This is a genomic window from Pseudomonas sp. TS_SC_3, from assembly GCF_056156225.1.
This window is the reverse complement of the sequence record NZ_CM149586.1, coordinates 3,564,600-3,590,278: the sequence shown is the minus strand read 5'-3', so window position 1 is coordinate 3,590,278 and position 25,679 is coordinate 3,564,600. Positions and strand designations below refer to the sequence as shown.

General features: G+C 60.5%; 21 protein-coding genes, 1 tRNA gene and 1 pseudogene. 19 read left to right on the top strand and 4 right to left on the bottom strand.

From position 1 onward, the window contains the following. Positions 1 to 116 precede the first annotated feature (116 nt). The 5 genes and pseudogenes from AC0J6G_RS16870 (at position 117) to AC0J6G_RS16850 (ending at position 4,885) form a co-directional block, all read left to right on the top strand. Positions 117 to 1,379: an OprD family porin gene (locus tag AC0J6G_RS16870; RefSeq protein ID WP_475249680.1), complete on the top strand. Its 1,263-nt coding sequence runs from the start codon at positions 117 to 119 to the stop codon at positions 1,377 to 1,379. Between the two features lie 141 nt (positions 1,380 to 1,520). Next, positions 1,521 to 2,240, top strand: a pseudogene (locus tag AC0J6G_RS16865) (TRAP transporter large permease subunit); the annotation flags it as partial. Between the two features lie 129 nt (positions 2,241 to 2,369). After that, complete coding sequence (locus tag AC0J6G_RS16860; protein ID WP_475249678.1) at positions 2,370 to 3,281, top strand: EamA family transporter; 912 nt, start codon at positions 2,370 to 2,372, stop codon at positions 3,279 to 3,281. A gap of 169 nt (positions 3,282 to 3,450) precedes the next feature. Next, a protein-coding gene (locus AC0J6G_RS16855) for an IS3 family transposase (protein WP_475249676.1) occupies positions 3,451 to 4,601 on the top strand; the annotation gives its coding sequence in 2 pieces (ribosomal slippage) (positions 3,451 to 3,694 and positions 3,694 to 4,601; 1,152 coding nt in all). 32 nt (positions 4,602 to 4,633) lie between these two features. Beyond that, entirely contained in the window at positions 4,634 to 4,885 is a 252-nt protein-coding gene (locus AC0J6G_RS16850) for a hypothetical protein (RefSeq protein WP_475249674.1), read from the top strand. A 247-nt stretch (positions 4,886 to 5,132) separates the two neighbouring features. Here the strand turns inward: AC0J6G_RS16850 and AC0J6G_RS16845 are convergent. Next, a tRNA-Arg gene (locus AC0J6G_RS16845) sits at positions 5,133 to 5,209 on the bottom strand. A 441-nt stretch (positions 5,210 to 5,650) separates the two neighbouring features. Here AC0J6G_RS16845 and gabD point away from each other — a divergent pair. From gabD to AC0J6G_RS16830, 3 genes are all read left to right on the top strand, one after another. Beyond that, positions 5,651 to 7,099: an NADP-dependent succinate-semialdehyde dehydrogenase gene (gabD, locus tag AC0J6G_RS16840; RefSeq protein ID WP_475249672.1), complete on the top strand. Its 1,449-nt coding sequence runs from the start codon at positions 5,651 to 5,653 to the stop codon at positions 7,097 to 7,099. 174 nt (positions 7,100 to 7,273) lie between these two features. Next, positions 7,274 to 8,554 (top strand): 4-aminobutyrate--2-oxoglutarate transaminase, encoded by a 1,281-nt coding sequence (gene gabT / locus AC0J6G_RS16835; RefSeq protein WP_475249670.1) that lies wholly within the window; start codon positions 7,274 to 7,276, stop codon positions 8,552 to 8,554. A 278-nt stretch (positions 8,555 to 8,832) separates the two neighbouring features. Further along, positions 8,833 to 10,035, top strand: a complete 1,203-nt coding sequence (locus AC0J6G_RS16830; protein WP_475249668.1) for an HDOD domain-containing protein — start codon at positions 8,833 to 8,835, stop codon at positions 10,033 to 10,035. A gap of 61 nt (positions 10,036 to 10,096) precedes the next feature. Here the strand turns inward: AC0J6G_RS16830 and AC0J6G_RS16825 are convergent, their stop codons facing one another. Next, entirely contained in the window at positions 10,097 to 10,531 is a 435-nt protein-coding gene (locus AC0J6G_RS16825) for a BLUF domain-containing protein (RefSeq protein ID WP_475249666.1), read from the bottom strand. A 33-nt stretch (positions 10,532 to 10,564) separates the two neighbouring features. Continuing rightward, the gene (locus tag AC0J6G_RS16820; RefSeq protein WP_475249664.1) at positions 10,565 to 11,008 is read right to left on the bottom strand and encodes a hypothetical protein; all 444 of its coding nucleotides are present in this window, start codon (positions 11,006 to 11,008) and stop codon (positions 10,565 to 10,567) included. Positions 11,009 to 11,184: 176 nt separating this feature from the next. On the opposite strand from AC0J6G_RS16820, the gene arsS reads away from it, so the two are divergent. From arsS to AC0J6G_RS16795, 5 genes are read left to right on the top strand one after another with little or no spacing between them, the layout of a single operon-like run. Further along, positions 11,185 to 12,150 carry an arsenosugar biosynthesis radical SAM (seleno)protein ArsS gene (gene arsS / locus AC0J6G_RS16815; RefSeq protein ID WP_475253801.1) on the top strand — a complete coding sequence of 322 codons (966 nt, stop codon included), beginning with the start codon at positions 11,185 to 11,187 and terminating at the stop codon, positions 12,148 to 12,150. 10 nt (positions 12,151 to 12,160) lie between these two features. Continuing rightward, a complete protein-coding gene (locus tag AC0J6G_RS16810) occupies positions 12,161 to 13,552 on the top strand; it encodes a sodium:solute symporter family transporter (protein ID WP_475249662.1) in 1,392 nt (463 codons plus the stop codon). Further along, entirely contained in the window at positions 13,552 to 14,520 is a 969-nt protein-coding gene (locus AC0J6G_RS16805; RefSeq protein WP_475249660.1) for a hypothetical protein, read from the top strand. The genes AC0J6G_RS16810 and AC0J6G_RS16805 overlap by 1 nt, the downstream gene beginning before the upstream one ends. Continuing rightward, the gene (locus AC0J6G_RS16800) at positions 14,513 to 16,654 is read left to right on the top strand and encodes an FAD-dependent oxidoreductase (protein WP_475249658.1); all 2,142 of its coding nucleotides are present in this window, start codon (positions 14,513 to 14,515) and stop codon (positions 16,652 to 16,654) included. The genes AC0J6G_RS16805 and AC0J6G_RS16800 overlap by 8 nt, the downstream gene beginning before the upstream one ends. Continuing rightward, positions 16,654 to 17,367 (top strand): DUF3047 domain-containing protein, encoded by a 714-nt coding sequence (locus AC0J6G_RS16795; RefSeq protein ID WP_475249656.1) that lies wholly within the window; start codon positions 16,654 to 16,656, stop codon positions 17,365 to 17,367. Before AC0J6G_RS16800 ends, AC0J6G_RS16795 begins: the two co-directional genes overlap by 1 nt. A gap of 7 nt (positions 17,368 to 17,374) precedes the next feature. Here the strand turns inward: AC0J6G_RS16795 and AC0J6G_RS16790 are convergent, their stop codons facing one another. Further along, positions 17,375 to 18,268, bottom strand: coding sequence for a LysR family transcriptional regulator (locus tag AC0J6G_RS16790; protein WP_475249654.1), 894 nt, complete (start codon positions 18,266 to 18,268; stop codon positions 17,375 to 17,377). A 165-nt stretch (positions 18,269 to 18,433) separates the two neighbouring features. Here AC0J6G_RS16790 and speB point away from each other — a divergent pair, with 165 nt between their 5' ends. The 6 genes from speB to AC0J6G_RS16760 all read left to right on the top strand — a co-directional run bounded on the left by speB (position 18,434) and on the right by AC0J6G_RS16760 (position 25,660). After that, on the top strand, positions 18,434 to 19,393 hold the full coding sequence (speB, locus tag AC0J6G_RS16785; protein WP_475249652.1) for an agmatinase: 960 nt from the start codon (positions 18,434 to 18,436) through the stop codon (positions 19,391 to 19,393). A 73-nt stretch (positions 19,394 to 19,466) separates the two neighbouring features. After that, the gene (locus AC0J6G_RS16780) at positions 19,467 to 20,858 is read left to right on the top strand and encodes a YjiH family protein (protein WP_475249650.1); all 1,392 of its coding nucleotides are present in this window, start codon (positions 19,467 to 19,469) and stop codon (positions 20,856 to 20,858) included. 2 nt (positions 20,859 to 20,860) lie between these two features. Further along, positions 20,861 to 21,448: an HD domain-containing protein gene (locus tag AC0J6G_RS16775; protein WP_475249648.1), complete on the top strand. Its 588-nt coding sequence runs from the start codon at positions 20,861 to 20,863 to the stop codon at positions 21,446 to 21,448. After that, entirely contained in the window at positions 21,445 to 23,070 is a 1,626-nt protein-coding gene (locus AC0J6G_RS16770) for a 5-guanidino-2-oxopentanoate decarboxylase (RefSeq protein WP_475249646.1), read from the top strand. The genes AC0J6G_RS16775 and AC0J6G_RS16770 overlap by 4 nt, the downstream gene beginning before the upstream one ends. Further along, positions 23,067 to 24,506, top strand: coding sequence for an aldehyde dehydrogenase family protein (locus AC0J6G_RS16765; protein ID WP_475249644.1), 1,440 nt, complete (start codon positions 23,067 to 23,069; stop codon positions 24,504 to 24,506). The genes AC0J6G_RS16770 and AC0J6G_RS16765 overlap by 4 nt, the downstream gene beginning before the upstream one ends. 80 nt (positions 24,507 to 24,586) lie before the next feature. Beyond that, complete coding sequence (locus tag AC0J6G_RS16760) at positions 24,587 to 25,660, top strand: FAD-dependent oxidoreductase (RefSeq protein WP_475249642.1); 1,074 nt, start codon at positions 24,587 to 24,589, stop codon at positions 25,658 to 25,660. The last annotated feature ends 19 nt before the right edge of the window (positions 25,661 to 25,679 follow it).

Genomic DNA, 25,679 nt, shown 5'->3' with positions numbered 1-25,679 from the left:
GCCCACCGGCTAACCGAATGATGCTGCGCCAGTAATGGCGCGGCGTTATCAACAGCGGTGCGCCTGCACCGTTGGTTTTTAACCTGCCTAAGATAAAAATAAATATGACTAAGCGCATGTGCCGTACCCCCGTATTCGCTGCCAGTAGCTTGGCAATCGCCATTGCCACACTGCCCATGGCCAGCCACGCCGCCGGTTTCGTCGAAGACGCTAAAGCCTCGTTGAACCTGCGTAATTACTACTTCAACCGCAACTTCATCAACCACACGGGCCCCGACGTTCGCGGTGATGACCAAGGCCAAGCCGCCGAGTGGACCCAGGGCTTTATTCTTGATGCGCGCTCTGGCTTCACCGAAGGCACCGTTGGCTTTGGTCTCGATGTACTGAGCATGGCCGCGTTTAAGCTGGATGGCGGCCAAGGCACCATCAACAGCGGCCTGTTGCCCGCTTATGGCAAAGGTAACGACCGCCACCCGGCTGATCAATTCGGCCGCACCGCTGTCGCCGCTAAGGTTCGCGTATCCAACACCGAGTTGAAGCTGGGCGAGTGGTTTGCCGTGCTACCTATTTTACGTGCTGATGATGGTCGCTCGCTGCCGCAAACCTTCCGTGGTGGTCAAATCACTTCCAACGAAATCGAAGGCCTGACCCTCTACGGTGGTCGCTTCAATGGCAATAGCCAGCGCAACGACGCCAGCCTAGAGCGCATGTCTTTCGGCGGCGTCGCCACCAACGCGTTTGATTTCGCCGGGGGTGAATTTAAGTTCAATGAAAACCGCACCCTACTGGGCCTGTGGCGCGCCGAGCTGAACGACATCTACCAGCAAAGCTATCTACAACTGACCCACAGCCAGCCAGTGGGTGACTGGGTGCTGAGCGCTAACCTTGGCTACATCGACGGTAAAGATGACGGCTCGGCCAAAGCCGGTAAGCTCGACAACAAGGTCTACCAGGGCATAGTCTCGGCCAAATACAGCAACAACACCGTCTCCGTGGCGTACCAGAAACTCAAGGGCGACACCAAGTTCATGCGTGTAGACGGCACCAGCGGCGGCTTGCTGGTTAACGATGGTTTCATCAGCAGCTTCGACAGCCCAGATGAGCGCTCCTGGCAGGTGCGCCACGACTACAACTTCGCCGGCCTCGGCGTACCTGGCCTAACCCTTATGAACCGCTATGTCAGTGGCGACGGCATTCACACCGCTAACCGTAAAAGCGCCGAAGAGTGGGCCCGCGAAACCGAGCTGGCGTACACCTTGCTAGAAGGTAACCTGAAAAACCTCAACGTACGTTGGCGCAACTCTAGCGTCCGTCGTGACGTTGGCCAAGACATCCATGAAAACCGCTTAATCATTAACTACCCACTGTCGATTCTGTAACCACAGTAGAGATAGCGCCCCAAAGACTCTTAGTGTTTAAGAGTTGATTGTCGCAGACCGAAACTACCCCAGTTGTTCAACTGCTCCTGCTCAACTTTTTGACAGGAGCACACCGGGTAATCAGAATAAAATGAAGTCGGCCCAGGCCTGTTACTGACCGCTGTGATGATGAGCATATGCTTGTTCTTCGCTAGGAGGCGCAACCACCCAAAAGGTGAAGTGATTCCCCTGAAACAGACGGTGAAAATATGTATTGAAGCCCTGTGGGGACTGATGACTATGTTCATCATTCTTGGTGCCATTCTCAGCGGCGTGTTCATGGCCACCGAGTCGGCATCAATTGCTGTGGTCTGGGCGTTTTTCGTCATCATGCTCATCTATAGCGACTACAAATGGAGCGAGTTATCCAATTTGATGCACCGAACAGTGCGCACGCTGTCGATTGTGATGGTACTGATCGCCTTTGCTGTCAGCTTCGGCTACATCATGACGCTGATGCAGATTCCGGCAAAAATCACCACGGCCTTCCTAACCTTTTCAGATAGCCGTTACGTGATCTCGGCGTGTACCACACGCCATGCTGCTGTTACTCGGGACACTGATGGATATGGCTCCGCTGATTCTGATACCGGTAATCATCAACATTGGCGTCGACCCGGTGCATTTCGGCATGATCATACTGGTCAATCTGGGTATTGGTCTGATCACTCCCCCGTGGGCGCCGTGTTATTTGTCGGCACGGTCAATATCGAAAGCACAGTCAAGTCGCTGCTGCCGTTCTACCTGGGACTGCTCTGGGCGCTGATGCTTGTGACGTACATCCCGGCAGTCTTGCTGTGGCTACCTAATACCCTGCTCTAATCTTGCAGCCCCTTTGCGATTTGCGAAAGGCCGCGTTACGACGCGGCCTTTCGTTATTTTTACATTTAGAACGACCACCAAACCGTCAACCGGCGCTTGTGCAAAGCCCGCTCATATGGAAATGCTGCCATGACTTCATCCGCGCTGTTGCCCCGCCATATAGCCGTTATGATCATCGCCCTGCTCGCGTGCTCTTTCGCCGGCAACCATGTGGCTGCCCGAATCGCATTCGACCATGACACCGGCTTATTGATGGCCATGCTCTGCAGAGCTGGGGTGACCATGCTGGCATTGATTGCGCTGGTGATGTGGCGGCGTGAATCACTGCGACTCACACCTCAGACTTGGGGCTGGCAATTGCTACTAGGGCTTTTGATTGCCATCCAGAGTTTTTGTATCTACTCGGCTGTTGCCCGCATTCCAGTGGCATTAGCGCTGTTGGTGGTTAACCTATCGCCTATCTTGCTGGCATTACTAATCTGGGCCTCAGGCGGTCCACGGCCAACACAACGCGCCAGCCTGTTGATGGGGCTGATTTTGTTTGGTTTGGTATTGGTACTCGACTTGCCCTCACGCCTTGCCAATCCCGGGGATATCGATGCCCGCTGGATAGAAGGCGTGTTATTTGGCATTACCGCCGCCGCCATATTTGCCTGCGCACTTTGGGTCACCGATCACCGGTTGGCGCGGATGCCCGGCTCGGTGCGCAGCATGCTCACCCTGGCGGTGGTATTCACCGTATCAGCTATCGCTGGCTCAGCAGGACTGGTACCTGGCGGCATGAGCTTACCCAGCGCACCAGCAGGCTGGATCGCCCTGGGCTGCTTGGTGGTGTTGTATGGCACAGCATTCTCCGCACTATTTATTCTCGTCACGCGGCTAGACATTGGCCGTAACGCACCCGTAATGAACATGGAGCCCGTCGCTGGGCTGCTATTCGGATGGCTGATTCTTGACCAATCACTCGGTGTAATACAGGTGGTTGGCGGGCTGATTGTAGTGTGTGGAATCGTCATGCTGGCGTATAAAAGAACCACCTAAAACAGACTGCGTTAAAAACCTGAACAAAAATTGAAGTTCGAGCTTCTATGCGAAATCTGAAATTTTAATCGTCCCAGGTGTTCTACACGAGCCGTTACTAAGTGAGGTGAATCGCCCCTAGTTTCGTAGACACCTCCAGGCCTCATAATACGGCCCATTAGGAGGTGCCATGAGCAACCCGCGTTATCCCGAAGAATTCAAAATCGAAGCAGTCAAACAGGTGACCGAGCGAGGTCTGCCGGTGGCTGAGGTAGCTGCTCGTTTGGGCATGTCTACACACAGCCTGTATGCCTGGGTGAAGCGCTACAGCAAGCCCCAAGAGCAGCGAGCGCAAGAGGACGACCAGCAAGCTGAGCTACGTCGTCTGCGTGCTGAACTCAAGCGCGTGACCGAAGAGCGAGACATCCTAAAAAAGGCCGCCGCGTACTTTGCCAAGGAGTGCGGCTGAAGTACGCCTTCATCAATCAGCTATCCGCAGACTATTCGGTTCGTCGTCTGTGCCTGACTCTGAAAGTACATGCCAGCGGTTACTACGCCTGGCTGGCTGAACCGAAGTCAGCACGAGCCAAGGATGATCAACGTCTGCTTGGTCTGATCAAGCACTCGTGGCTAGAGAGCGGTGGTGTGTACGGCTACCGCAAAATCCATGACGATCTGCGTGAGCTTGGAGAACAGTGCGGAAGGCATCGCGTTGCTCGGCTAATGCGCCAGGAAGGGCTGCGTTCGCAGACGGGGTATCGGCGGCGTCCGGGACGTTATGGTGGCAAGCCACCAGTGGCCTCGCCGAATCATCTTGAGCGTCGATTCAATGTCACCGAACCCAACAAAGTCTGGGTCACGGACATAACATACATCCGCACCTATGAGGGCTGGTTGTATTTGGCGGTGGTGCTAGACCTGTTTTCGCGGCAGGTAATCGGTTGGTCAATGAAACCGCAGATGACCTGCGACCTGGCTATTGATGCCTTGCTGATGGCGGTTTGGCGACGCAAGCCAAAGCAGGAAGTGATGATTCACTCAGACCAGGGCAGCCAGTTCAGCAGCGGCGACTGGCAGAGTTTCCTGAAAGCCAACAACTTGCTTGGCAGCATGAGTCGACGTGGCAACTGCCATGACAACGCGGTAGCAGAAAGTTTTTTCCAGCTGCTGAAGCGGGAGCGGATCAGGCGGAAGATCTACAGCACCAGGCAGGATGCCAGAGCCGATGTGTTCGATTACATCGAGATGTTCTACAACCCAAAACGCCGGCATGGTTTCAACAACCAGCTGTCACCGGTAGAGTTTGAGAAGCGACATTTACTGAGCCTGGAAAGTGTCTAGGGAATCCGGGGCGATTCAAACTGGCACCTGAAATGGCTGCCCCAATTGCAAAAGCAATCGAGTCTTTCAAGCAAGAAACTGGTGCCTATCCTGAGTCGCTGACCTCCCTCAGCCCCAAGTATCTGGTAAGCATTCCTGCCGTTCGGGTTGCCGTTTTTCAGCCTGAAATCATCTACCGCGTAAGGGAGGGGCGTCCCTCTTTAGCTGTACCTTCAGCTGCGGGGGATGCTTTTTCGATCTATGAATACAGCTTCGAAGACAAAAGCTGGGTTCACCACCGATGAGTTATGGGCTGAGGTTCGATTGAGGGCTAATACTCAAACGTCGAACTCGTCAAAAGGCGTTGCCAGACTTTAAGGCACGGTTTAGGCACAGAATTGGCACAGCCCGAAAATCAGCCGAAAACAAGCTGTTCAGGCAGTACTCATGTTGTGTTTCAAGCAGGGCTGTTTGAATTGCGAGGTTTGGTTGAGATTAAAGCAAGTCGATTTTATCGGATTTTTCAAAAAATCCTTTCAAATCAAAGGGATATGGCGCACCAGGCGGGATTCGAACCCACGACCACCGCCTTCGGAGGGCGGTACTCTATCCAGCTGAGCTACTGGTGCGTATGTGTTGCGGCGGTCTATTTGACCATTAGCTGACACCCTTCTCAACCCGATGAGTATTGCCTTCGGAGGGCAGTACTCTATCCAGCTGAGCTACTGGTGCAGCGCGGGCGCAATCATACGCATCTCGCTGGCGGGCGTCCATGCCGTTGCCTCGTTCGAGATTCTGCACGGCAGTGGACTACCCGCTATCTACCCACATAAAGCGCTTGAATAAGCACAGTATGGCGTTAATTTTTTCGAACAGACTCTTGCCCTTTACCCCTCTTGACCCTAGCATTCGTTTGAGATTTCAAACGCTCTTGCTGAAATTGTGCGTATAGCGCTCTTTTTGCCCGCCTATCAGCAACCCGAGCCCCACGCTCAAGCCGACCTGCGCTGCAGGCCGGCATATTCGATGACACGTACCGATGCCAGGGTGTCGGAATTTAGGAGACTGCCATGCAACTGAAAGATGCCCAGCTGTTCCGTCAGCAGGCTTATATCGACGGCACCTGGCTGGACGCTGACAGCGGCCAGACCATCAAGGTCAACAACCCGGCCACTGGCGAAATCATCGGCAGCGTGCCGAAGATGGGCGCTGCAGAAACCCGTCGCGCCATCGAAGCCGCCGACCGTGCGCTGCCAGCTTGGCGTGCCCTGACCGCCAAAGAGCGCTCGAACAAACTGCGCCGCTGGTTTGAATTGCTGATTGAAAACCAGGACGACCTCGGTCGCCTGATGACCCTGGAGCAGGGCAAGCCACTGGCCGAAGCCAAGGGCGAGATTGTTTACGCGGCCTCCTTTATCGAGTGGTTCGCTGAAGAAGCCAAGCGCGTGTATGGCGATGTGATTCCGGGCCACCAGCCGGACAAGCGCCTGATCGTGATCAAGCAGCCCATCGGCGTAACTGCCGCAATCACCCCGTGGAACTTCCCGGCAGCGATGATCACCCGTAAAGCTGGCCCGGCCCTGGCCGCTGGCTGCACCATGGTGATCAAGCCGGCTTCGCAGACGCCGTTCTCCGCCCTGGCTTTGGTCGCGCTGGCCGAGCGCGCCGGCATTCCGAAAGGCGTGCTGAGCGTGGTTACCGGCAGTGCTGGCGATATCGGCAGCGAGCTGACCGGCAACCCGATCGTACGCAAGCTGAGCTTCACCGGCTCCACCGAAATCGGCCGCCAGTTAATGGCCGAATGCGCCAAGGACATCAAAAAGGTCTCGCTGGAACTGGGCGGCAATGCGCCGTTTATTGTGTTCGACGATGCAGACCTGGATAAAGCCGTCGAAGGCGCGCTGATCTCCAAATACCGCAACAACGGCCAGACCTGCGTGTGCGCCAACCGCCTGTATATTCAGGACGGCGTGTACGACGCCTTTGCCGAGAAACTGGCCGCCGCCGTGGCCAAGCTGCAGATCGGTAACGGCCTGGATGAAGGCATCACCACCGGCCCGCTGATTGACGACAAAGCCGTGGCCAAGGTGCAGGAACATATCGCTGACGCTCTGAGCAAAGGCGCACGCCTGCTCACGGGCGGCAAGCCGCACGCCCTCGGCGGCAGCTTCTTTGAGCCGACCATTCTGGTCGACGTGCCGAACAACGCCGCCGTCGCCAAGGAAGAAACCTTCGGCCCACTGGCGCCGCTGTTCCGCTTCAAGGACGAGGCCGACGTGATCGCCATGTCTAACGATACCGAGTTCGGCTTGGCCTCGTATTTCTATGCGCGAGACATGGGCCGTGTGTTCCGTGTGGCGGAAGCCCTGGAATACGGTATGGTCGGCGTCAACACCGGGTTGATCTCCAATGAAGTCGCGCCGTTCGGCGGCATGAAAGCCTCGGGCCTGGGCCGTGAAGGCTCCAAGTACGGCATTGAGGATTACCTGGAAATCAAATACCTCTGCCTGGGTATCTAATCCTGGCGAAGTAGTAACCCCGCCTAAGACGCACGAGAGCGCTGCGCCTTAGGCTTTTGTATGGACATAGCTGTGGCCGGGTGTGCTGTGACAGTCGATCATCGAATACTGCCAAGCCATCGCCGGTAACACATCCTTGAACCACGCCGGCATTCAGCGGCGAATGAGGACACCATGAGCAAGACCAACGAATCTTTGATGCAACGCCGTATGGCCGCCGTTCCACGCGGTGTAGGCCAGATCCACCCGATTTTTGCCGAGCGCGCCGAAAACGCCACCGTATGGGACGTTGAAGGCCGTGAATACATCGACTTCGCCGGCGGTATCGCGGTGCTCAACACCGGCCACTTGCACCCGAAAGTGATTGCCGCCGTGCAAGAGCAACTGACCAAGCTGTCGCACACCTGCTTCCAGGTGCTGGCGTACGAGCCCTACGTTGAGCTGTGTGAGCAAATTGCCAAGCGCGTACCGGGCAACTTCGCCAAGAAAACCCTGCTGGTGACCTCCGGCTCAGAGGCCGTGGAAAACGCGGTGAAGATTGCCCGCGCTGCCACTGGCCGCGCCGGTGTGATCGCCTTTACCGGCGCGTATCACGGCCGCACCATGATGACCCTGAGCCTCACCGGTAAAGTCGCGCCGTACTCGGCCGGCATGGGCCTGATGCCCGCTGGCGTGTACCGCGCGCAGTCGCCGTGCGAGCTGCATGGCGTTAGCGAAGATGCCTCCATCGCCAGCATCGAGCGGATCTTCAAAAACGATGCGCAGCCGCAGGACATCGCCGCGATCATCATCGAGCCGGTGCAGGGTGAGGGCGGTTTCTACACCAACTCCCCAGCCTTTATGCAGCGCCTGCGCGCCCTGTGCGACGAGCACGGTATTTTGCTGATTGCCGACGAAGTGCAAACCGGCGCTGGCCGTACCGGCACTTTCTTTGCGACTGAGCAACTGGGCGTGGTTGCAGACCTGACCACCTTCGCCAAGTCGGTGGGCGGTGGCTTCCCAATTGCCGGCGTCTGCGGCAAAGCCGAGATCATGGATGTCATCGCACCCGGCGGCCTGGGCGGCACCTATGCGGGCAGCCCGATTGCCTGCGCGGCGGCGTTAGCCGTATTGAAGGTCTTCGACGAAGACAATCTGCTGGAGCGTTCACAAGCACTGGGCGAGAAGGTCAAAACCGGTCTGCGTGCCATCCAAGCCAAGCACAAGACCATCGGTGACGTTCGGGGCCTGGGCTCGATGATCGCCATTGAGCTGTTTGAGGGCGACGAGAAGCGCACGCCTGCGGCGGCACTGGTCGGCAAAATCGTTGCGCGTGCGCGCGAAAAGGGTCTGATCTTGCTGTCGTGCGGCACCTACTACAACGTCATCCGTTTCCTGATGCCGCTGACCATTCCTGATGCACAACTAGAGAAGGGCCTGGCAATTCTTGCCGAGTGCTTCGACGAACTGGCCTGATTCTTAGCTGGTTCACACAAAAAACCCGCCTCGGCGGGTTTTTTGTTTTCTGCCAGCGGTTTGAGGCATGGCGTCGGCGGTTAATCGATAGCCTCCGTTTAGGTGCTTTCGTTCCAACCGAGGCGCTCTAGCACAGCCTATTCAGCCAAGCTAAAAGCTGACCATGCGCTCAAAAAAATGCGGCGCTGTGCTGATTATTAACCCTGCGGCCCTTACACTTAGTGTGGCTATATCAATAACGCCGTTACGTTGCCATTGCGCTTTTACCTGAGGTTTCCATGACTGCCCGAGCCAACACTGCCGAGGTTCTGATTGCTGAAGCAGACCCCTGGACGGCGGATTTGCTCGTGCAGCTGGTGCGTGATGTTCGCCCTGACGCGCGCATTCTGCGGGCCACTGATGGCGAGGCAGCACTGGCCAAATGCAAGCGTCGTCTGCCTGATCTGGTCATCGCCGATGGTGACCTGCCTGGCGTTGATGGTCTGGAGCTGCTGCGTCAACTGCGCCGCCACCCGCGCACCCCGGCGCTGCCATTTATCCTGCTCAGCAGCCGCCTGGATGCCAACAGCGTGCGCGCAACGCGGCCATTGGCGCCGACAGCTTATCTGGCGAAACCGTTCAATGCCGAACAGCTGCGTCAACGACTGCTGAGCATTCTCGGCAGCGCTGTAACGCCTGCAGCCAACCTCAACGCGCCTTTGTTGGTCGACAGCCTTGAGGACTACCTCAATGCGGTGCGTGAAGAAGGCCAGGGCGCGCCACTGCTGGCCTCGGTACGCGACTCAGTGAGCCAGTGCCTGAAAGGCGATGAGACCAACCTGCGCGAGCTTGAGCAGGTATTTGCCCGCGACCCGCAGATCACCGCACGACTGATCGCCGCCGCCAATAGCGCCGCCCAACACCAGGGCGTAGCCTGCCAAACCTTGAGCCAAGCACTGCCACGCCTGGGCCTGGCGCGCGCGCTGAATCTGGTGTTGGGGATGGCCGTACAACGCAACGCGCAGCTCAGTGACCCGCGCTTGACCGAGATGGCCAACAGTGTTTGGGAAACCGCGCAGCGCAGCGCTGACCTGGCGCGCTGGCTGGCCAACGAGCTGCAGCTGGACGCCGAGTTGTGCTTTACCGCCGCGCTGCTGCACAACATCGGCGAATTAGCATTGCTGCGCAGCTTGCAAGATTGGCAGGACGCCGGTGGCGTGCTGCACGATGAGGACATCACGCAAAGCCTGCAACAGCGGGCCGCCAGCTTCGGCTCGGCGCTGCGCATTCGCTGGCGGTTGCCCTTCGGCCTACGCGAGCTGATTACCGCCTTTTACAGCCTCAGCAGCGGGGTGTTTTCACGCGAGGCGCTGGTGCTCAACCTGGTGCGCCTGTTACTTAACCTGCGCAGCAACCAGTCGCCCAAAGAATTGCGGGATGAACGCTGCGTGCGCTTGTTGCGCCTGGATATCAGCCTGCTGGAACGCATACCTACGCTATAGCGGCGGGTCATGCAGCGCGCGAGGAACACAGCCCGCTAGGGCGAGTTGGCGCCAGGCGATGCTAGCTTAGAACGGGCGATTTAATTGCGCTCACGGTCTCACTCAGCTCCAGTAACAAACCGGTGATTTGCTCGGCGCTCATGTTGAACGGATCGAAGTGGTCGCTGGCCGAATACTTGAGAAACAGTTCGCGGTTGGCCTGCTTGGCGCCGGCCCAGCCCATGCTCCAGTTGCTGTAACGGCGCATGCTGATTTCCGCGTAATCGAGGATGGTCAGGTCCTTGTGCCGGGTGTCATCGGCGAGGCGGTTGTACAAGGCATTCACCTCGGTACGCGGGCCTTCCAGCGCCTGCAGAAAGATATTGGCGTTGCAGCAGAGAATCCCCGTCAGGCCTTTGCTCGGATTATTACGCTGCGAGCTGTCGAGAATTTCACGAATCAACTCAGCAGAAACGCTATGACTGGCACGGCTGGCATAAGTTAGGCGGACAAGCATGGGAAGCTCCGGTGCGAATGATGTGAGCGAAGCTCAACGGATGAATAGGCTGCGGGCGAAGAGCAACGTACCGACGCCCCATGCCGCATTAACCAAAAAGCCAATCAGCATACGGCCCGGCAGTTTCGCCAGATCGAAACCCATGCCCTTGAGTGGAAACACCAGCAACAAGGCCACCGCCGTCAGCGCAATGCCACCAAATAATGATGCTTTGAGCCACGGCTGCGGCTGGTTCGGCTGCCACCGCAGCACCAACAGCATGATCACCGCCCACACACCGCCCCAGAAGGATGCAGACAGCAACGCCGGAACGCCGAGCGGCGCGGTTGGGTTAAGGCTGAAAGGCGCGATGGGTACAATACCGAGTGCGTTTAAAAGCCCGAGTACAGGCTGATGAAAAAACGGCACAGCGAGAAAACCCGCAATAAAAAACAAGCAAAGGCGCAGCATCGGTCGGTACTCGTGGTCAACGGTCACTAATTCTGCCTTATTTGTATAAGATCTGTACAACCAAACGCCGGTATGCCCAGCGTGCTGTAACAAATGCCCGCCGTCGCGCTCTAGGTTCTTATAGAAAGTTGCGGAGCGACGCCGCAGACTTGCCGCTATGCCGCGAACGCTTACCCCAGGTTAAGGAGTTACTTTTGCACGCCATGCTTCCGCTGCTCGACCAGCTCGCGTTTCCGTCTATCCGGCGAGGCCCGCTGCAAGCACTGCAGATCAACCTGACCTACCGCTGCAACCAGCGCTGCTTGCATTGCCATGTCAATGCCGGGCCGACCCGCACCGAGGCCATGACCGACGAAAGCCTGGCTCTGTTGCATCAGGTGATCGACGCCCACTCGGTGCACACCCTCGACCTCACCGGCGGCGCGCCGGAGATGCACCCGCGTTTTCGCGAGATCGTGACCCACGCGCGCCGCGAAGGCCTGCGCGTGATCGACCGCTGCAACCTGACCATCCTCAGTGAACCGGGTTATGCAGACCTGGCGCAGTTTCTTGCCGATCAGGGCGTCGAAATCAGCGCATCCTTGCCCTGCTACTCGCGCGATAACGTCGACAAGCAGCGCGGTGATGGCGTATTCGAGGCCAGCATCAAAGGCCTGCAACAGCTCAATGCCCTGGGCTACGGCCAGCCGGGTAGCGGCCTGACCCTCAACTTGGTGTACAACCCGCAAGGTCCGAGCCTGCCACCGCCGCAAGCCGCGCTGGAGGCTGATTACAAACGCCACCTGGCCGAGGACTTCGGCATTGTCTTCAACCACCTGCTGACCATCACCAACCAGCCGATTGCGCGCTTTGGCAGCACCTTGGTCAGCAAGGGCCAGTTCAACGGTTACATGCAGTTACTGCGCGACAGCTACCGCCCAGAAAACCTCGAGCCGTTGATGTGCCGCAGCCTGGTCAGCGTCGATTGGCAGGGCTACCTGTACGACTGCGATTTCAACCAGATGCTCGATTTGCCGCTGCAACTGCCCGAGGTGATCGGCCGTGACCGGCCGCACCTGCGTGACCTGCTGGGCGCCTCGCTTACCGGTAAACCCATCGTCACTCGCGATCATTGTTACGCCTGCACCGCCGGCCAGGGCTCCAGCTGCGGCGGCTCTTTAACTTCCTAAGGATCAATCCATGCAACCCACCAGTCTCACCGGGCTGTTCTTCTGGGGCTTTCTGCTGGTCTACGGCGCACTGATGCTGGCGTTATCGCCGCGTGCGGTGACCCTGGGCGGCTTCTTTAATGGCGAAGACAACCAGGGCCGCAGCGCCAGCCCGTGGTTGATCACCTCCAGCATCTTTATCAGCTGGATCTTCGCCAAATCGGTGACCAACGCCGCTAATCTGGGGGCGACTTATGGTCTGGTCGGCGGCTTGGCGTATGCCATGTACTGGCTGTCGATTCCGCTCACCGGCTTTGTTATCTACCGCCTACGCCGGCGCTTTGCGGCGACCGGCCTGGTCAGCTTCCTGAGCAGCCATTATGGCCGTGGCGCAGCGCTGGCGTTTTCCGCCGCGATTCTGATTCGTCTGTTTAACGAGGTGTGGAGCAACACCGCCGTGGTCGGCGGTTATTACGGCGACTCGGGCAGCATCGAATTTATCGCCTCAGCCCTGCTGTTTACCGCCGTGACCCTGGCCTACAGCCTGCGCGGCGGGCTGCGCAGCTCGATCCTGACGGATGCGGCGCAGGCGGCGATCTTCGTGATTGCCTTGGTCTGGGTGCTCGGCCTGGTGCTGCCGCAGCATTCGCCGACTGAGCTGGCCAGCACCAGCAATTGGGCGCTGAATGCCGGGGTCGACCTGCTGCTGGTCGCCGGTCTGCAAGCCTTCAGCTACGGCTTCCATGATCCGGTGCTGACCGACCGTGGCTTTATCAGCGAAGAGAAGGCCATGCGCCGCTCCTTTGTGATCGCCGGGGTGCTGGGTTTTATCGCCATCCTCGCCTTTAGCTTGATCGGCGTACACGCCCAGCTGGTCGGTGTTGCCGCCTCGGACAATGTGCCGGCGGCCCTGGCCAAGAGCCTGGGCATAGGCGCGCTACTGGTGATGACCGTGGTGATGGTGTCCGCAGCCGGCTCGACCCTGGATTCAACCTTCTCCAGCCTGGCCAAGCTGGCCGGCCGTGAGTTGCCGAAGCTGGCCGGTCGCGACCTCGGACAGAAAGCCATTGGCGTCGGCATGGCGGTGATGGTGGTGTTCGCCCTGCTCGGTAACCTGCCAATGATTGCAGGCACCGATATTCTCAAGGCCACCACCATCAGCGGCACCATGGTCATCGGCCTGGCCCCGGTGTTCGTGCTGCACGGCCTGACCACTCCGACGCGGTTGGGCTTTCACCTGAGCTTCTGGACCGGCCTGGGCCTGGGCGTCGCCCTGACCCTAAACTGGATTCCGCAGAGCTGGGCCATCGGTGATGGTAAATACGCGCTGTTGTTGGGCACCAACCTTTATGGCTTGGGCCTCTGCGTGCTGGGTTATCTATTGCCAGGTTGGTTGCTGCAGCGCAAAGCAGGTACAGCCTGATGCGCGCCGGCCGCGACTGCCCGTTGGACTACCGCCTGGCGCGGGATGCCTTTAGCGGTGAGCCGCTGTTCGACTGCGACGTGCTCTATGTAGTCGGCGGCTTATATGGCAATCGCCAGGCCCTGGCCGCCCTGCAACGACGCTTGGCCGCCGAGCCAAATGCACTCGTGGTGTTTAACGGCGACGCGCACTGGTTTGACCGCGACCCGCAGATTTTCCAGCAGATTGAGCAGGGCATCAGCGCCCATCTGGCCCTGCGCGGCAATGTCGAAACCGAACTCGGTCGTGCCAACGACAGCGGTGCAGGCTGCGGCTGCGCCTACCCGATGACGGTGGATGAAGCGGTGGTCGAGCGCTCCAATGCCATTCAGCAGGAATTGAACCGAACCGTGCAGGGCTTGCCCGGCATGGCCGAACGCCTGGCGTCACGGCCGAGCACCGCGATAGTCAGCGTGGCCGGCCAACGCGTGGCGATTAGCCATGGCGACGAGCAATCCCTGGCTGGCTGGAGCTGCTCGCGGGAATCGCTCAGCGAGCCGGAGCGCCAGGAGCAACTGGACGCCTGGTTTACCGCCAACAGGGTGCAGGTACTCGCCACCAGCCATACCTGCTCGGCGGTGGCCTTGAACCTTGAGCACGGCGCACTGATCAATAACGGCGCGGCCGGACTGCCGAACTTTGCCGGCGGCCGCTATGGCCTGCTCAGTCGCATCGCCACCACGCCACACCCGGCGGCCCTTTACCGTTGCCAGCGTGACGGCCTGTTTATCGAAGCGCTGCCGCTGAATAACGACCACACTGCTTTTCTCGCCGACTTCGACCGACAGTGGCCTGCCCATAGCCCGGCGGCGTTGTCCTATCGTTCGCGGGTGCTCGGCCAACTGACCGACCGCCCAGAGACTGCTCTGCTGGCCGGTTTTAGCCTGTGCCAAAGCCTTTGCGCCTTGGAGGCGCTGACTGATGAATAGCCGCAAACTCGCCCTAATGGGCCTGATCCTCGCGCTGCTGGGCAGCTTCTTTGTCTTCGACATCGGCCAGTACCTCAACCTGGAAGCACTCAAAGCGCAGCAAGCGGCGCTGAATGCTCAAGTGGCCGCGCAGCCCTGGCTAGCGGCGGGGCTGTTCTTTATCGCTTACCTCGCGGTCACGGCGCTGTCGCTGCCCGGCGCGGCGTTGATGACCTTGCTGGCCGGCGCACTGTTCGGTCTGCTCGAAGGCTTTGTGCTGGTGTCCTTCGCCTCGACGCTGGGCGCGACCCTGGCCATGCTCAGCAGCCGTTTTCTGCTGCGCGATTGGGTGCAAAGCCGCTTCGGCCAGCGCCTGGCCGGTATTGATGCGGACATCGAACGTGAAGGCGCGTTCTACCTGTTCGCCCTGCGCCTGGTGCCGCTGTTTCCGTTCTTTTTGATCAACCTGGCCATGGGCCTCACTCGCCTACCGGCGCGCACCTACTGGTGGGTCAGCCAGCTGGGCATGCTGCCGGGCACGCTGGTGTTCGTAAATGCCGGCCGCGAACTGGGCCAGCTCGACTCCCTGGCCGGCATCCTCTCGCCGGGGCTGCTCGGCGCCTTCGTGCTGCTCGGGGTATTCCCGCTGATCGCGCGCAAGCTGCTCGGCCTGATCCAGGCGCGGCGGGTGTATGCCGGCTGGCACAAACCAAAAACCTTCGACCGCAACCTGCTAGTGATCGGCGCGGGCGCCGGTGGTCTGGTCAGCGCCTATATCGCGGCGGCGGTGAAGGCCAAGGTCAGCCTGATCGAAAAACACCAGATGGGCGGCGACTGCCTGAACACCGGCTGTGTGCCATCCAAGGCGCTGCTGCGTTCGGCCAAGCTGGCCAATGAACTGAAAAAGGGCCCGGCGCTGGGCTTTACCGGCGTGCAGGGTACGGTGGATTTCCCCGCGGTGATGCAGCGCATCCAGCGGGTGATTGCCGATATCGAACCGCATGATTCGGTGGAGCGTTACACCGGCCTGGGCGTCGAAGTGATTCAGGGCGAAGCGAAGATCCTCTCGCCATGGAGCGTGGAAGTGAATGGCCAGACCCTGACCAGCCGCAACCTGGTTATCGCCGCCGGCGCGCGGCCGCTGGTACCGAAGATTCCTGGCCTGGAGCAGGTGCAGAGCTACACCTCGGACAGCATCTGGAGCCTGCGCGAACAGCCGCGCTGGCTACTGGTGCTCGGCGGCGGGCCGATTGGCTGCGAGCTGGCCCAGGCCTTCCAGCGCCTCGGCAGCCAGGTGATTCAGGTGGAATTGGCCGAACGCCTGCTGCCGCGCGAAGACGCCGATGCCAGCGAGCTGGTGTTGCAGAGCATGCGCAGCGACGGTGTCGATGTGCGCCTGCAACACCGCGCCGAACGCTTTGAAGTGGTGAATGGCGAACAGCGCATGGTCGCCCGCCGCGTGGACACCGGCGAAGAGGTGACCATCGCCTTTGATGGCCTGCTGCTGGCGCTGGGCCGGGTGGCCAATGTCAGCGGCTACGGCGTCGAGGAACTGGGCCTAACGGTGCGGCCTAACGGCACCCTGGAAACCGACGAATACCTGGCCACGCGCTTTCCCAATATCTACGCGGTGGGCGATGTCACCGGGCCGTACCAGTTCACGCATGTGGCGGCTCACCAAGCCTGGTATGCGGCGGTCAATGCGCTGTTCTCAGGTTTCAAGCGCTTCAAGGTGGATTACCGGGTCATTCCTGCCTGCACCTTTACCGACCCCGAAGTCGCCCGCGTCGGCCTCTCCGAAGGCGAAGCCAAGGCGCAGAATATCGCCTATGAGGTGACCCGCTACGGCATCGACGACCTCGACCGGGCGATTGCCGACGAGGCCGCACACGGCTTTGTCAAAGTGCTCACCGTGCCGGGTAAGGACCAGATCCTCGGCGTAACCATCGTTGGCGAGCATGCCGGTGAACTGCTCGCCGAATACGTGCTGGCGATGAAGCATGGCCTGGGCCTTAACAAGATTCTCGGCACCATCCACACCTACCCGACCATGGCCGAGGCCAACAAATACGCAGCCGGCGAATGGAAGCGTGCGCATGCCCCGCAGGGGCTGCTGCGTTTAGTAGAGCGCTTTCATAACTGGCGCCGCAGCTGATGCGCAGCTTATGGCTGGGCCTCTTACTCATCACTCCGCTGGCCCAGGCGGAGAACCTGCTAACGCCCTGGAGCGCAGGTCCGCCTGCTGGTGAATGGTCGACGCCGTGGAAGCTGGCGGATATACCCAAGCTCAAACCCTCCGCGCGCGCGCTGGTTGAGTTGGACGGTAAGCCGGTGTTGCGCATCCAGGCCGATGCCGCCGCCGGAGGCCTGCTGCATCCGCTGAATCTACAAGGCGACCAAGCCTGGCAACTAAGCTGGCAGTGGCGCACCGAGCGCAAACTGGAGCAGGCGCGCTTCGCCACCCGTGAAGGGGACGACTACGCCGCGCGGGTTTATGTGCTGCTGGATTACCCGCTGGATTCGCTGAGCTTTGTCACTCGGCAGAAGCTGCGCCTGGCGCGTACGTTCTTTGATCCCGACCTGCCGGCGGCAACCCTCAGCTATGTCTGGGACAACCGCGCGACACCCGGCACCCACGCGCGCAGCGCCTACACCGAGACGGTGGAAATGATTGCGCTGCGCGGCCCGGAAGCCGCGCTGGGCCAGTGGCAGAGCGAATCGCGCGACCTGCGCGCGGATGCCATCGCCGCTTTCGGCAGCGCACCGCGCAAGATCCTCGGCGTAGTCTTCGCTGCTGACAGCGACAACACCGGCGAGTCGGCAGAAAGCTATTTCGCCGCCCCGCAATTGCGCAGTGCGACGCCCTAAACAAGCTCTACCCCTGATTAAGTTGAGCCTTAAGCAGGTCGCGGAAGGTCTGAATCAAAGGCTCCCGCGAACGACCACGACGCAAAATCAACGAGAACGGCGCCTGATAGCCGAAGGTCGCCGGTAGCAGCACCTTGAGCCGACCCTGCTCGACCCAAGGCTGTGCGTAGTGCTCCGGCAGGTAGCCGATATAAGCGCCGGACAGCACCAGAATCAGCTGCGCTTCCATCGACTCCACCGTCGCCGCGCTGTGCTTGAAGCCGTGCCGGGCCAGTTCTGCCTGGCTCCAGTAGCCGCGCCCGACCATACGTTGCTGAGCGATCACTTCCTGAGGGATGCGCCGCTCGCTAAACAAGGAATGACGCTCACTGCAATACAGCCAGTGCTGCTCACGGTACAGCGGTTGGTAGACCAGGCCGTTCATCCGCGTGGAAAACGCACCGATAGCCAGATCCAGACGGTTGTCCAGTACCGCCAATTGCAGCTCGTAGGGGCTGGCCACCGACAAGTGCAGGTGCACGCCCGGATGCTCCTGGCTATAAGCACCGATCACCTCGGGCAAAGGCAGGGCAGGGTCGCTGACGGTGGAGTCCAGCACGCCGAGGTTGAGGGTGCCGCGCAACTCGCCCTTGAGCGCTGCCGAGTAACGCTCAAAGCCCTCCAGCTCACCCAGTAACCGCAGGGTTTCCTGATGAAACAGCTCACCCTTGCTGGTCAGGCTAAAGCCGCCACGGCCACGGTGGCACAAGCTAAGGCCCAGTTGGCTCTCCAGCTGACTCATATAGGTGCTGATGGCCGAAGTGGAGAGATTTAGATCCTGCTGCGAGGCAGCAAACCCCTGATGACGCACTACCGAGACGAAGATACGCAGCAGTTTCAGATCGGGCAGGGCTTGGCTCATCAGTGTGGGCTCTTCGGATGGGTTACACGATTCGGGCCATCCTACAGAGGCGCGTATTAGTTTAGAAATTTCTGAACTAAGTTTTTGCCTGCAGCAATTTGTCGCAAGCGCAGCCTGGCCAAGAATCGGCCCCACTCATAACCACAAGAATGCTGAGGCCTAGCCGTGGACAAGCTCCTGCACCAACCTCTGGGCGGTAACGAAATGCCGCGCTTCGGCGGCATCGCCACCATGATGCGCTTGCCGCATATCCAAAAAACTGAAGAGAAACGCGAACTGGATGTCGGCTTTGTCGGTGTGCCTCTGGATATCGGCACCTCGCTGCGCTCCGGCACCCGCTTCGGCCCGCGCGAGATTCGCGCCCAGTCTGTGATGATCCGCCCCTACAACATGGCCACCGGCGCTGCACCCTTTGATTCCCTGAATATCGCCGATATCGGCGATGTGCCGATCAACACCTTCAATATGGCCGAGGCCATCCGCATCATCGAGGAGGCCTACGACGAGATCCTCGAGCTGGGCATCATCCCGCTGACCCTGGGCGGCGATCACACCATCACCTTGCCGATTCTGCGTGCCATCAAGAAAAAACACGGCAAGGTCGGCCTGGTACATATCGATGCCCATGCCGATGTGAACGACCATATGTTCGGCGAAAAAATCGCCCACGGCACCACCTTCCGCCGCGCCGTCGAGGAAGACCTGCTCGACTGCGACCGCGTGGTGCAAATCGGTCTGCGTGCCCAGGGCTACACCGCCGAAGACTTTAACTGGAGCCGCAAGCAGGGCTTTCGCGTGGTCCAGGCCGAAGAGTGCTGGCACAAATCCCTGACCCCGCTGATGGAAGAAGTGCGCGCCAAGGTCGGCGGCGGCCCGGTGTACCTCTCCTTCGATATCGACGGCATCGACCCGGCCTGGGCGCCCGGTACTGGCACCCCGGAAATCGGTGGCCTGACCACCATCCAGGCCATGGAGATCATCCGTGGCTGCCAGGGTCTGCAGCTGGTTGGCGGTGATCTGGTGGAGGTCTCGCCGCCCTATGACACCACCGGCAATACCTCGTTGCTGGGCGCCAACCTGCTCTACGAAATGCTTTGCGTGCTGCCGGGGGTCAAGCAACGCTAAATCCCTGGTTTTTTATACTGATCGGGCACCTCGTGCGGTGCCCGTGCACTACAACAATAAATAGGGTGCCACGATGAACCACGACCAAAGCATGCCGCTGCTGGATGACCAGCCGCCCGCTCACAGCTCCTACAACCTACGCCAGCTGTTGATCTTTCTGATCCCCTCGCTGCTCGGCGTGCTGCTGTTTCTTACCCCCATCGTCTATGACGACAAGGTCACCATCGGCTTGGGCGTAATGGCCGACGCTTTGAAAGCCGCGCTAAGCGCCTGGTTGCCGGCCATCGCCACCGGCCTGCTGCTGTTTTCCGCCGCTCTCGGCCTGTTCGCCAGCCTGCTCAAGCCCAAGTGGCTGACCACACGCCCAACACTTAACGAGATGTTTAACCTCAGCCCGCTATGGCTCAGCCTGCGCGTGCTCGGCGCAGTGTTTGCCGCCATGACCTTCTGGCAGTTCGGCCCGGAATGGGTGTGGAACGCCAACACCGGTGGCGTGGTACTGAAAGACCTGGCCCCGGTGCTGATCACCTTCTTTCTGGTGGCCGGGCTGATCCTGCCGCTGCTCACCGATTTCGGCCTGATGGAGTTCTGCGGCACCCTGGTGCGCAATGTGTTCCGCAAGGTCTTCGGCCTGCCGGGCCGCTCGGCTATCGACGCCATAGCCAGCTGGCTCGGCTCCGGCACCGTCGGCGTGCTGATTACCGCCCAGCAGTACCAGAAGGGCTTCTACAGTGCCCGGGAAGCGGCGGTAATCGCCACCAACTTCTCGGTCGCCTCGATCGCCTTCAGCCTGCTGATCACCAGCTTTATGAAGCTCGACCACCTGTTCGTGCCCTTCTACCTCACCGTGGTGGTGGCGGGCCTGGCCGCGGCGATCATCACCCCGCGCATTCCGCCGCTGTCGTGGAAGAAAGACGACTACGTTGCCGGCGTCGGCAAGCAGATCAAGGAAGACGTACCGGCCGGCACCTCGCTGCTGCGCTGGGGCGTGCTGCAGGCGGTGAAACGCGCCAACAGCAACCCCTCGCCCGCGCAGATGGTCAAGGTCGGCGTGCATAACGTGGTGGATATCTGGCTCGGCCTGCTGCCGCTGGTGATGGCCATCGGCACGGTGTCCCTGGCTATTGCCGAGTTCACGCCGATCTTCAACTGGCTGTCCGCGCCGATCGTGCCGCTGCTGGAACTGCTGCAACTGCCGGAAGCGGCCAAGGCTGCGCCGGCCATCCTGGTGGGCTTTGCCGATATGTTCCTGCCGGCGGTGCTGGGCAAGGGGATCGAGAGTGAGTTGACCCGCTTCGTGGTGGCCTGCGTATCCCTGACCCAGCTGATCTATATGTCGGAAGTCGGCGTGCTGATCATCAAGGCCAAGCTGCCGCTGAACATCCTTGAACTGTTCGCCATCTTTATCATCCGTACTCTGATCACCCTGCCGATCATCGCACTGATGGCGCACTGGATCGTTTGAAAATGAGCGAGAACGCTATGAAAAAGGCTCGTTTTACCCGCATCGACCAGAGCACTGCCGACGATTGGCAGCTGGTGCTGCGCCATGACCAAGACTACCTCAGAGCCCTGCCGGATCACCTGCTGCGTACACTGGAAAAGATGGGTGAAGGGGACCAGCCCTACCAGATCACCCGCCTGCTGCATTGCCTGCAAACCGCCACCCGCGCTAAGCGCGCCGGAGCCGACGAAGAAATGATAGTCGCGGCCCTGCTGCACGATATTGGTGACGAGCTCGCGCTGTTCGATCATGCCCAGTTCGCGGCCGCAATCCTTAAGCCGTTCGTCTCGGCACGCACCCACTGGATCATTCAGCAGCACGACGTGTTCCAGGGGCACTACTACTGGCAGCATCTCGGCCTCGACCCGGATGCCCGAGAGAAATTCCGCGGACACCCCTGGTTCGATGCCTGCGAAGCCTTCTGCTTCGACTGGGACTGCCAGTCGTTCGACCCGAATTATGACACCCTGCCACTGTCCCATTTTGAACCCCTGCTACGCCGCATTTTTTCCCGCAGCCCGTTCAGCATCCTGGAGCAAACCTCGGCATGAGCCAGACCAGCTGCGGCGAATTTCTCGTCAAACAACTCGAAGCCTGGGGCGTCGATAGCGTATTCGGCATCCCCGGCGTGCACACCGTAGAGCTTTATCGCGGCCTGCCGCACAGCAACATCCGCCATATCACCCCGCGGCACGAACAGGGTGCCGGCTTTATGGCCGACGGCTATGCCCGCGTCTCAGGCAAACCAGGGGTGTGCTTTATCATCACCGGCCCGGGCATGACCAATATCCTCACGGCCATGGGCCAGGCCTACGCCGACTCGATTCCCATGCTGGTGATCTCCAGCGTCAATGAGCGTGACCGCCTCGGCTTGGGCAAGGGCTATCTGCATGAGCTGCCCAACCAGCGCGCGATGACCGCCGGGGTGACTGCTTTCAGCCATACCCTGATTAGTGTCGAGGAACTGCCCGCCGTGCTTGCCCGTGCTTTTGCCGTATTCGAAGGCGAGCGGCCACGGCCGGTGCATATCGAGCTGCCGCTGGACATTATCACCGCCGATGCCAGCCATATGCAGCTGGCCGCCAAACCGAGCATCCAGCGCCCGGCACCCAGCCGCGTGCTGATCCGCGAAGCGGCGGCCTTGCTGAAAAGCGCCAAGCGCCCGCTGCTGCTGCTCGGCGGCGGTTGCGTCAGCGCCCAAGCCGAAGCCCGCGCCCTGGCCGTGGCTCTGGATGCACCGACCGCACAGACCATCAACGCCAAGGGCCTGCTGCCGCCGGGCCATCCGCTGCTGCTGGGCAGCAACCAGTCGCTGGTCCCGGTACGCGAGCTGGCACTGGCCGCCGATGTAGTGTTGGCCATCGGCACCGAACTGGGCGAGACCGACTACGACGTGGTGTTCGATGGCAATTTCCAGATCAAAGGCGCGCTGATCCGCATCGATATCGACGCCCAGCAATTGCAGCGCAACTTCGCCCCCACCCTGGCTATCCAGGGCGATGCACGCCTGGCCATGCGCCTGTTGCTGGCCGAGTTCAACCCTGGCGAACAACGCGACAACAGCCCCGGGGCCATGCGCACCGCCGCCGTGCAGAAGCATCTGGCCGAGGAGTTCAGCGGCTGGTGGCATTACCGCCAGCTGTTCGACACAGTGCTGGAGGTGCTGCCCGAGGCGCGCTTTGTCGGCGACTCGACCCAGACCGTATACAGCGGCAACCACCTGGTGGAGCTGGACGGCGCGCGACGCTGGTTTAACGCCTCCACTGGCTACGGCACCCTGGGCTACGGACTGCCGGCGGCCATCGGCGCCAAGCTGGCCGAGCCAAACCGCCCGGTGATCAGCCTGATGGGCGATGGCGGCATTCAGTTTACCCTGCCGGAGCTGGCAAGCGCGGTGGAAGCCGGAGTCGGCATTATCGTGCTGCTGTGGAACAACGCCGGCTATGGCGAAATCAAGCGCTATATGGAAAGACGCGAGATCACCCCGATTGGCGTGGATATCTACACCCCGGACCTGCTGGCCATCGCCCGTGGCTTCGGCTGCGTGGCCGAACGCGCCCGCGATCATGCGCACCTGCGTGAGCTGCTGCGCAGCGCACCGAGCGACCGCCCGCTGATTGTCGAAGTGCTGGAGCAGGCGCCCTTCCATCCTTCTGTTGAAGGTGATGCATGAACGCACAACTGTTTATCGACGGGACCTGGCGCACCGCCAACAGCGCCAGCCAACTGCCGGTATTCAACCCCAGCACCGGCGAGCAGATCGCCAGCATGGCCTGCGCCTCGGCGGCGGATGTAGAGCTGGCGGTGCAGGCGGCCCGGCGCGCCTTGCCGGCCTGGACTCAGCGTGCGTCCAGTGAGCGCGCGGGTTATCTGCGCGCCTTCGCCGCAGAGATCGAGGCGCGTAGCCCGCAGCTGATCGAGTTGCAGATGCGCAACAGCGGCAAGCCGCGGCATGAGGCCGAGCTGGATATCAGCGACGCCATCGCCACCTTCGCCTATTACGCCGAACTGGCCGACGGCCTGGACGCCCGGCAGAACGCCGCCGTGGCCCTGCCAGATAATAGCTACCAGGCTTTTACCCGCCTGGAACCGCTGGGCGTGGTCGGGCTGATCGTGCCGTGGAACTTCCCTCTGGTCACCAGTGCCTGGAAGCTCGCGCCGGCCTTAGCCGCCGGCTGCTGTGTACTGCTCAAACCCTCCGAGTTGACACCACTGATTGAGTTGCAATTAGGCGACATTGCAACCGCCATCGGCCTGCCAGCGGGCGTGCTCAATATACTGCCAGGCGATGCCACTACCGGCGCAGCGCTGGTTAGCCATCCGCAGATCGCCAAGCTGTCCTTTACCGGTAGCAATGCGGTGGGCCGTAAAGTGATGCAGGCCGCTAGCGCACGCACCTTACCAGTGGCTCTGGAGCTGGGCGGCAAGTCGCCGATTCTGGTGTTTGCCGACAGCGATCTGGACCAGGCGGTGCAATGGATCATCGCCGGCATCTGCTGGAACGCTGGTCAGATGTGCTCAGCCACCTCACGACTGCTGGTCGAGGACAGCATCGCTGATGCCCTCTTAGACAAGCTGGCCAGCGCCATGGCAGCGATCAACGTCAGCGGCCCTCACAACGAAAGTTGCGAAATGGGCCCGATAACCAGCCAGGTTCAGCTGCACAAGGTGCTGGAATATTTCGCCATCGCCGAGCAGGAGGGCTTGCAACGCCTGAGCGGCGGGGGGCAACTGCCGGGGCCAGGTTGGTTCATCGCGCCCACACTTTACGCCGATGTACCCGCCAACAGCCGCCTGTGGCGAGAGGAAATCTTCGGCCCGGTACTTTGCAGCCGACGTTTTAGCGATGAAGCAGATGCTGTGCGGCAAGCCAACGACTGCGACTTCGCCCTGGCGGCTACCGTGATCAGCGCCGACCGCAACCGCGCCCTGCGCGTGGCCGCAGCGCTGGAAGCCGGGCATGTGTGGATCAACTCGGCGCAGGTGATCTACCCGCATACCTCTTGGGGCGGCGGTAAAGCCAGCGGCATCGGCCGTGAACTGGGGCCATGGGGGTTGTCGGCCTTTCAGCAGATCAAACACATCACCCTGCCGAGCGCAGACAGTTAAATCGAAACAACCTGATGGGCGACAGCCAAGCGCTTTAGTATTTACCATGCGTGTCTTTGCGCACCCCATGGAAGCTCTGCGTGACTCATCACTATGACCTGCTATTAATCGGCGCCGGTCACGCCCACCTCGGCGTGCTGCGTCGCTGGGCGTTGGTCGAGCGGCCGCCGGGGCGTATCGCCTTGCTCAGTGCCGGGCCAGTGGCCTGGTATTCGGGGATGTTGCCGGGTTTGTTGGCCGGGCGGCATAACGCTGCAGATTGTCAGGTTGAGTTACAAAGCCTGTGTCGTGCCGCCAAAATCGAGCTAATCATCAGCCCGGTTGAAGGCCTTTCTGCCGCCCAGCAGCAGGTGCAACTGGGCGATGGCCGTACCCTCAATGCCAGCTGGTTATCGCTGAATGTCGGCGCGCAAATCAGTGCGCCGCCCCAGCAGGGCGATGCCATGCAGCTGTTGGCCGTGAAACCCTTCGACAGTTTTCTCGCCGGCTGGCAGCGCTGGCAAGCCGCACCGCAGCCCATGGCGATTCTCGGTGGCGGCGCAGCGGGGGTCGAACTGGCCCTGGCAGTGGCCGACAAGGTGCCGCACCTGGCGTTGTTCTGCGCCGGTCATTTACTGGATGGATTGTCCTCTGGGGTGCGTTTGCGCGCGTTCGGCCATTTGCGCCAACACGGCGTTGAAGTGCGCGAGGATTGCCCGATTAACCGCATCGAAAATGACTGCCTGCTCAGCGGCAGCTCGCCGGTCTGGCGTGGCCAGCGGCTGTTGCTGGCCAGCGGCGCCAAGGCGTTTGCCTGGCCGGCGCACAGCGGGTTGGGCTGTGACGAAAAAGGCTTTGTACTGGTGGCGCCAACGCTGCAGAGCTACACCCACCCGACAATTTTCGCCGTGGGCGACTGCGCCAGCCTGCCCGGCGCCCGCAAAAGTGGCGTGTACGCGGTACGCCAGGGCCCGGTGCTGGCGGCCAACCTGAATGCAGCGCTGCGTGGCCTGCCGCTGAAACGTTACCGCCCACAACGACAGAGCCTGGCCCTGCTGGCCACCGGCGATGGCGGCGCACTGCTGGACTGGCATGGTTACAGCGCCGGCGGCCAATTTTATGGCCGCTGGAAGGACTTTCTCGATAAAGGCTTTATCCAACGCCACCGTTTTTAATGGCGCGGCGTATAACCTC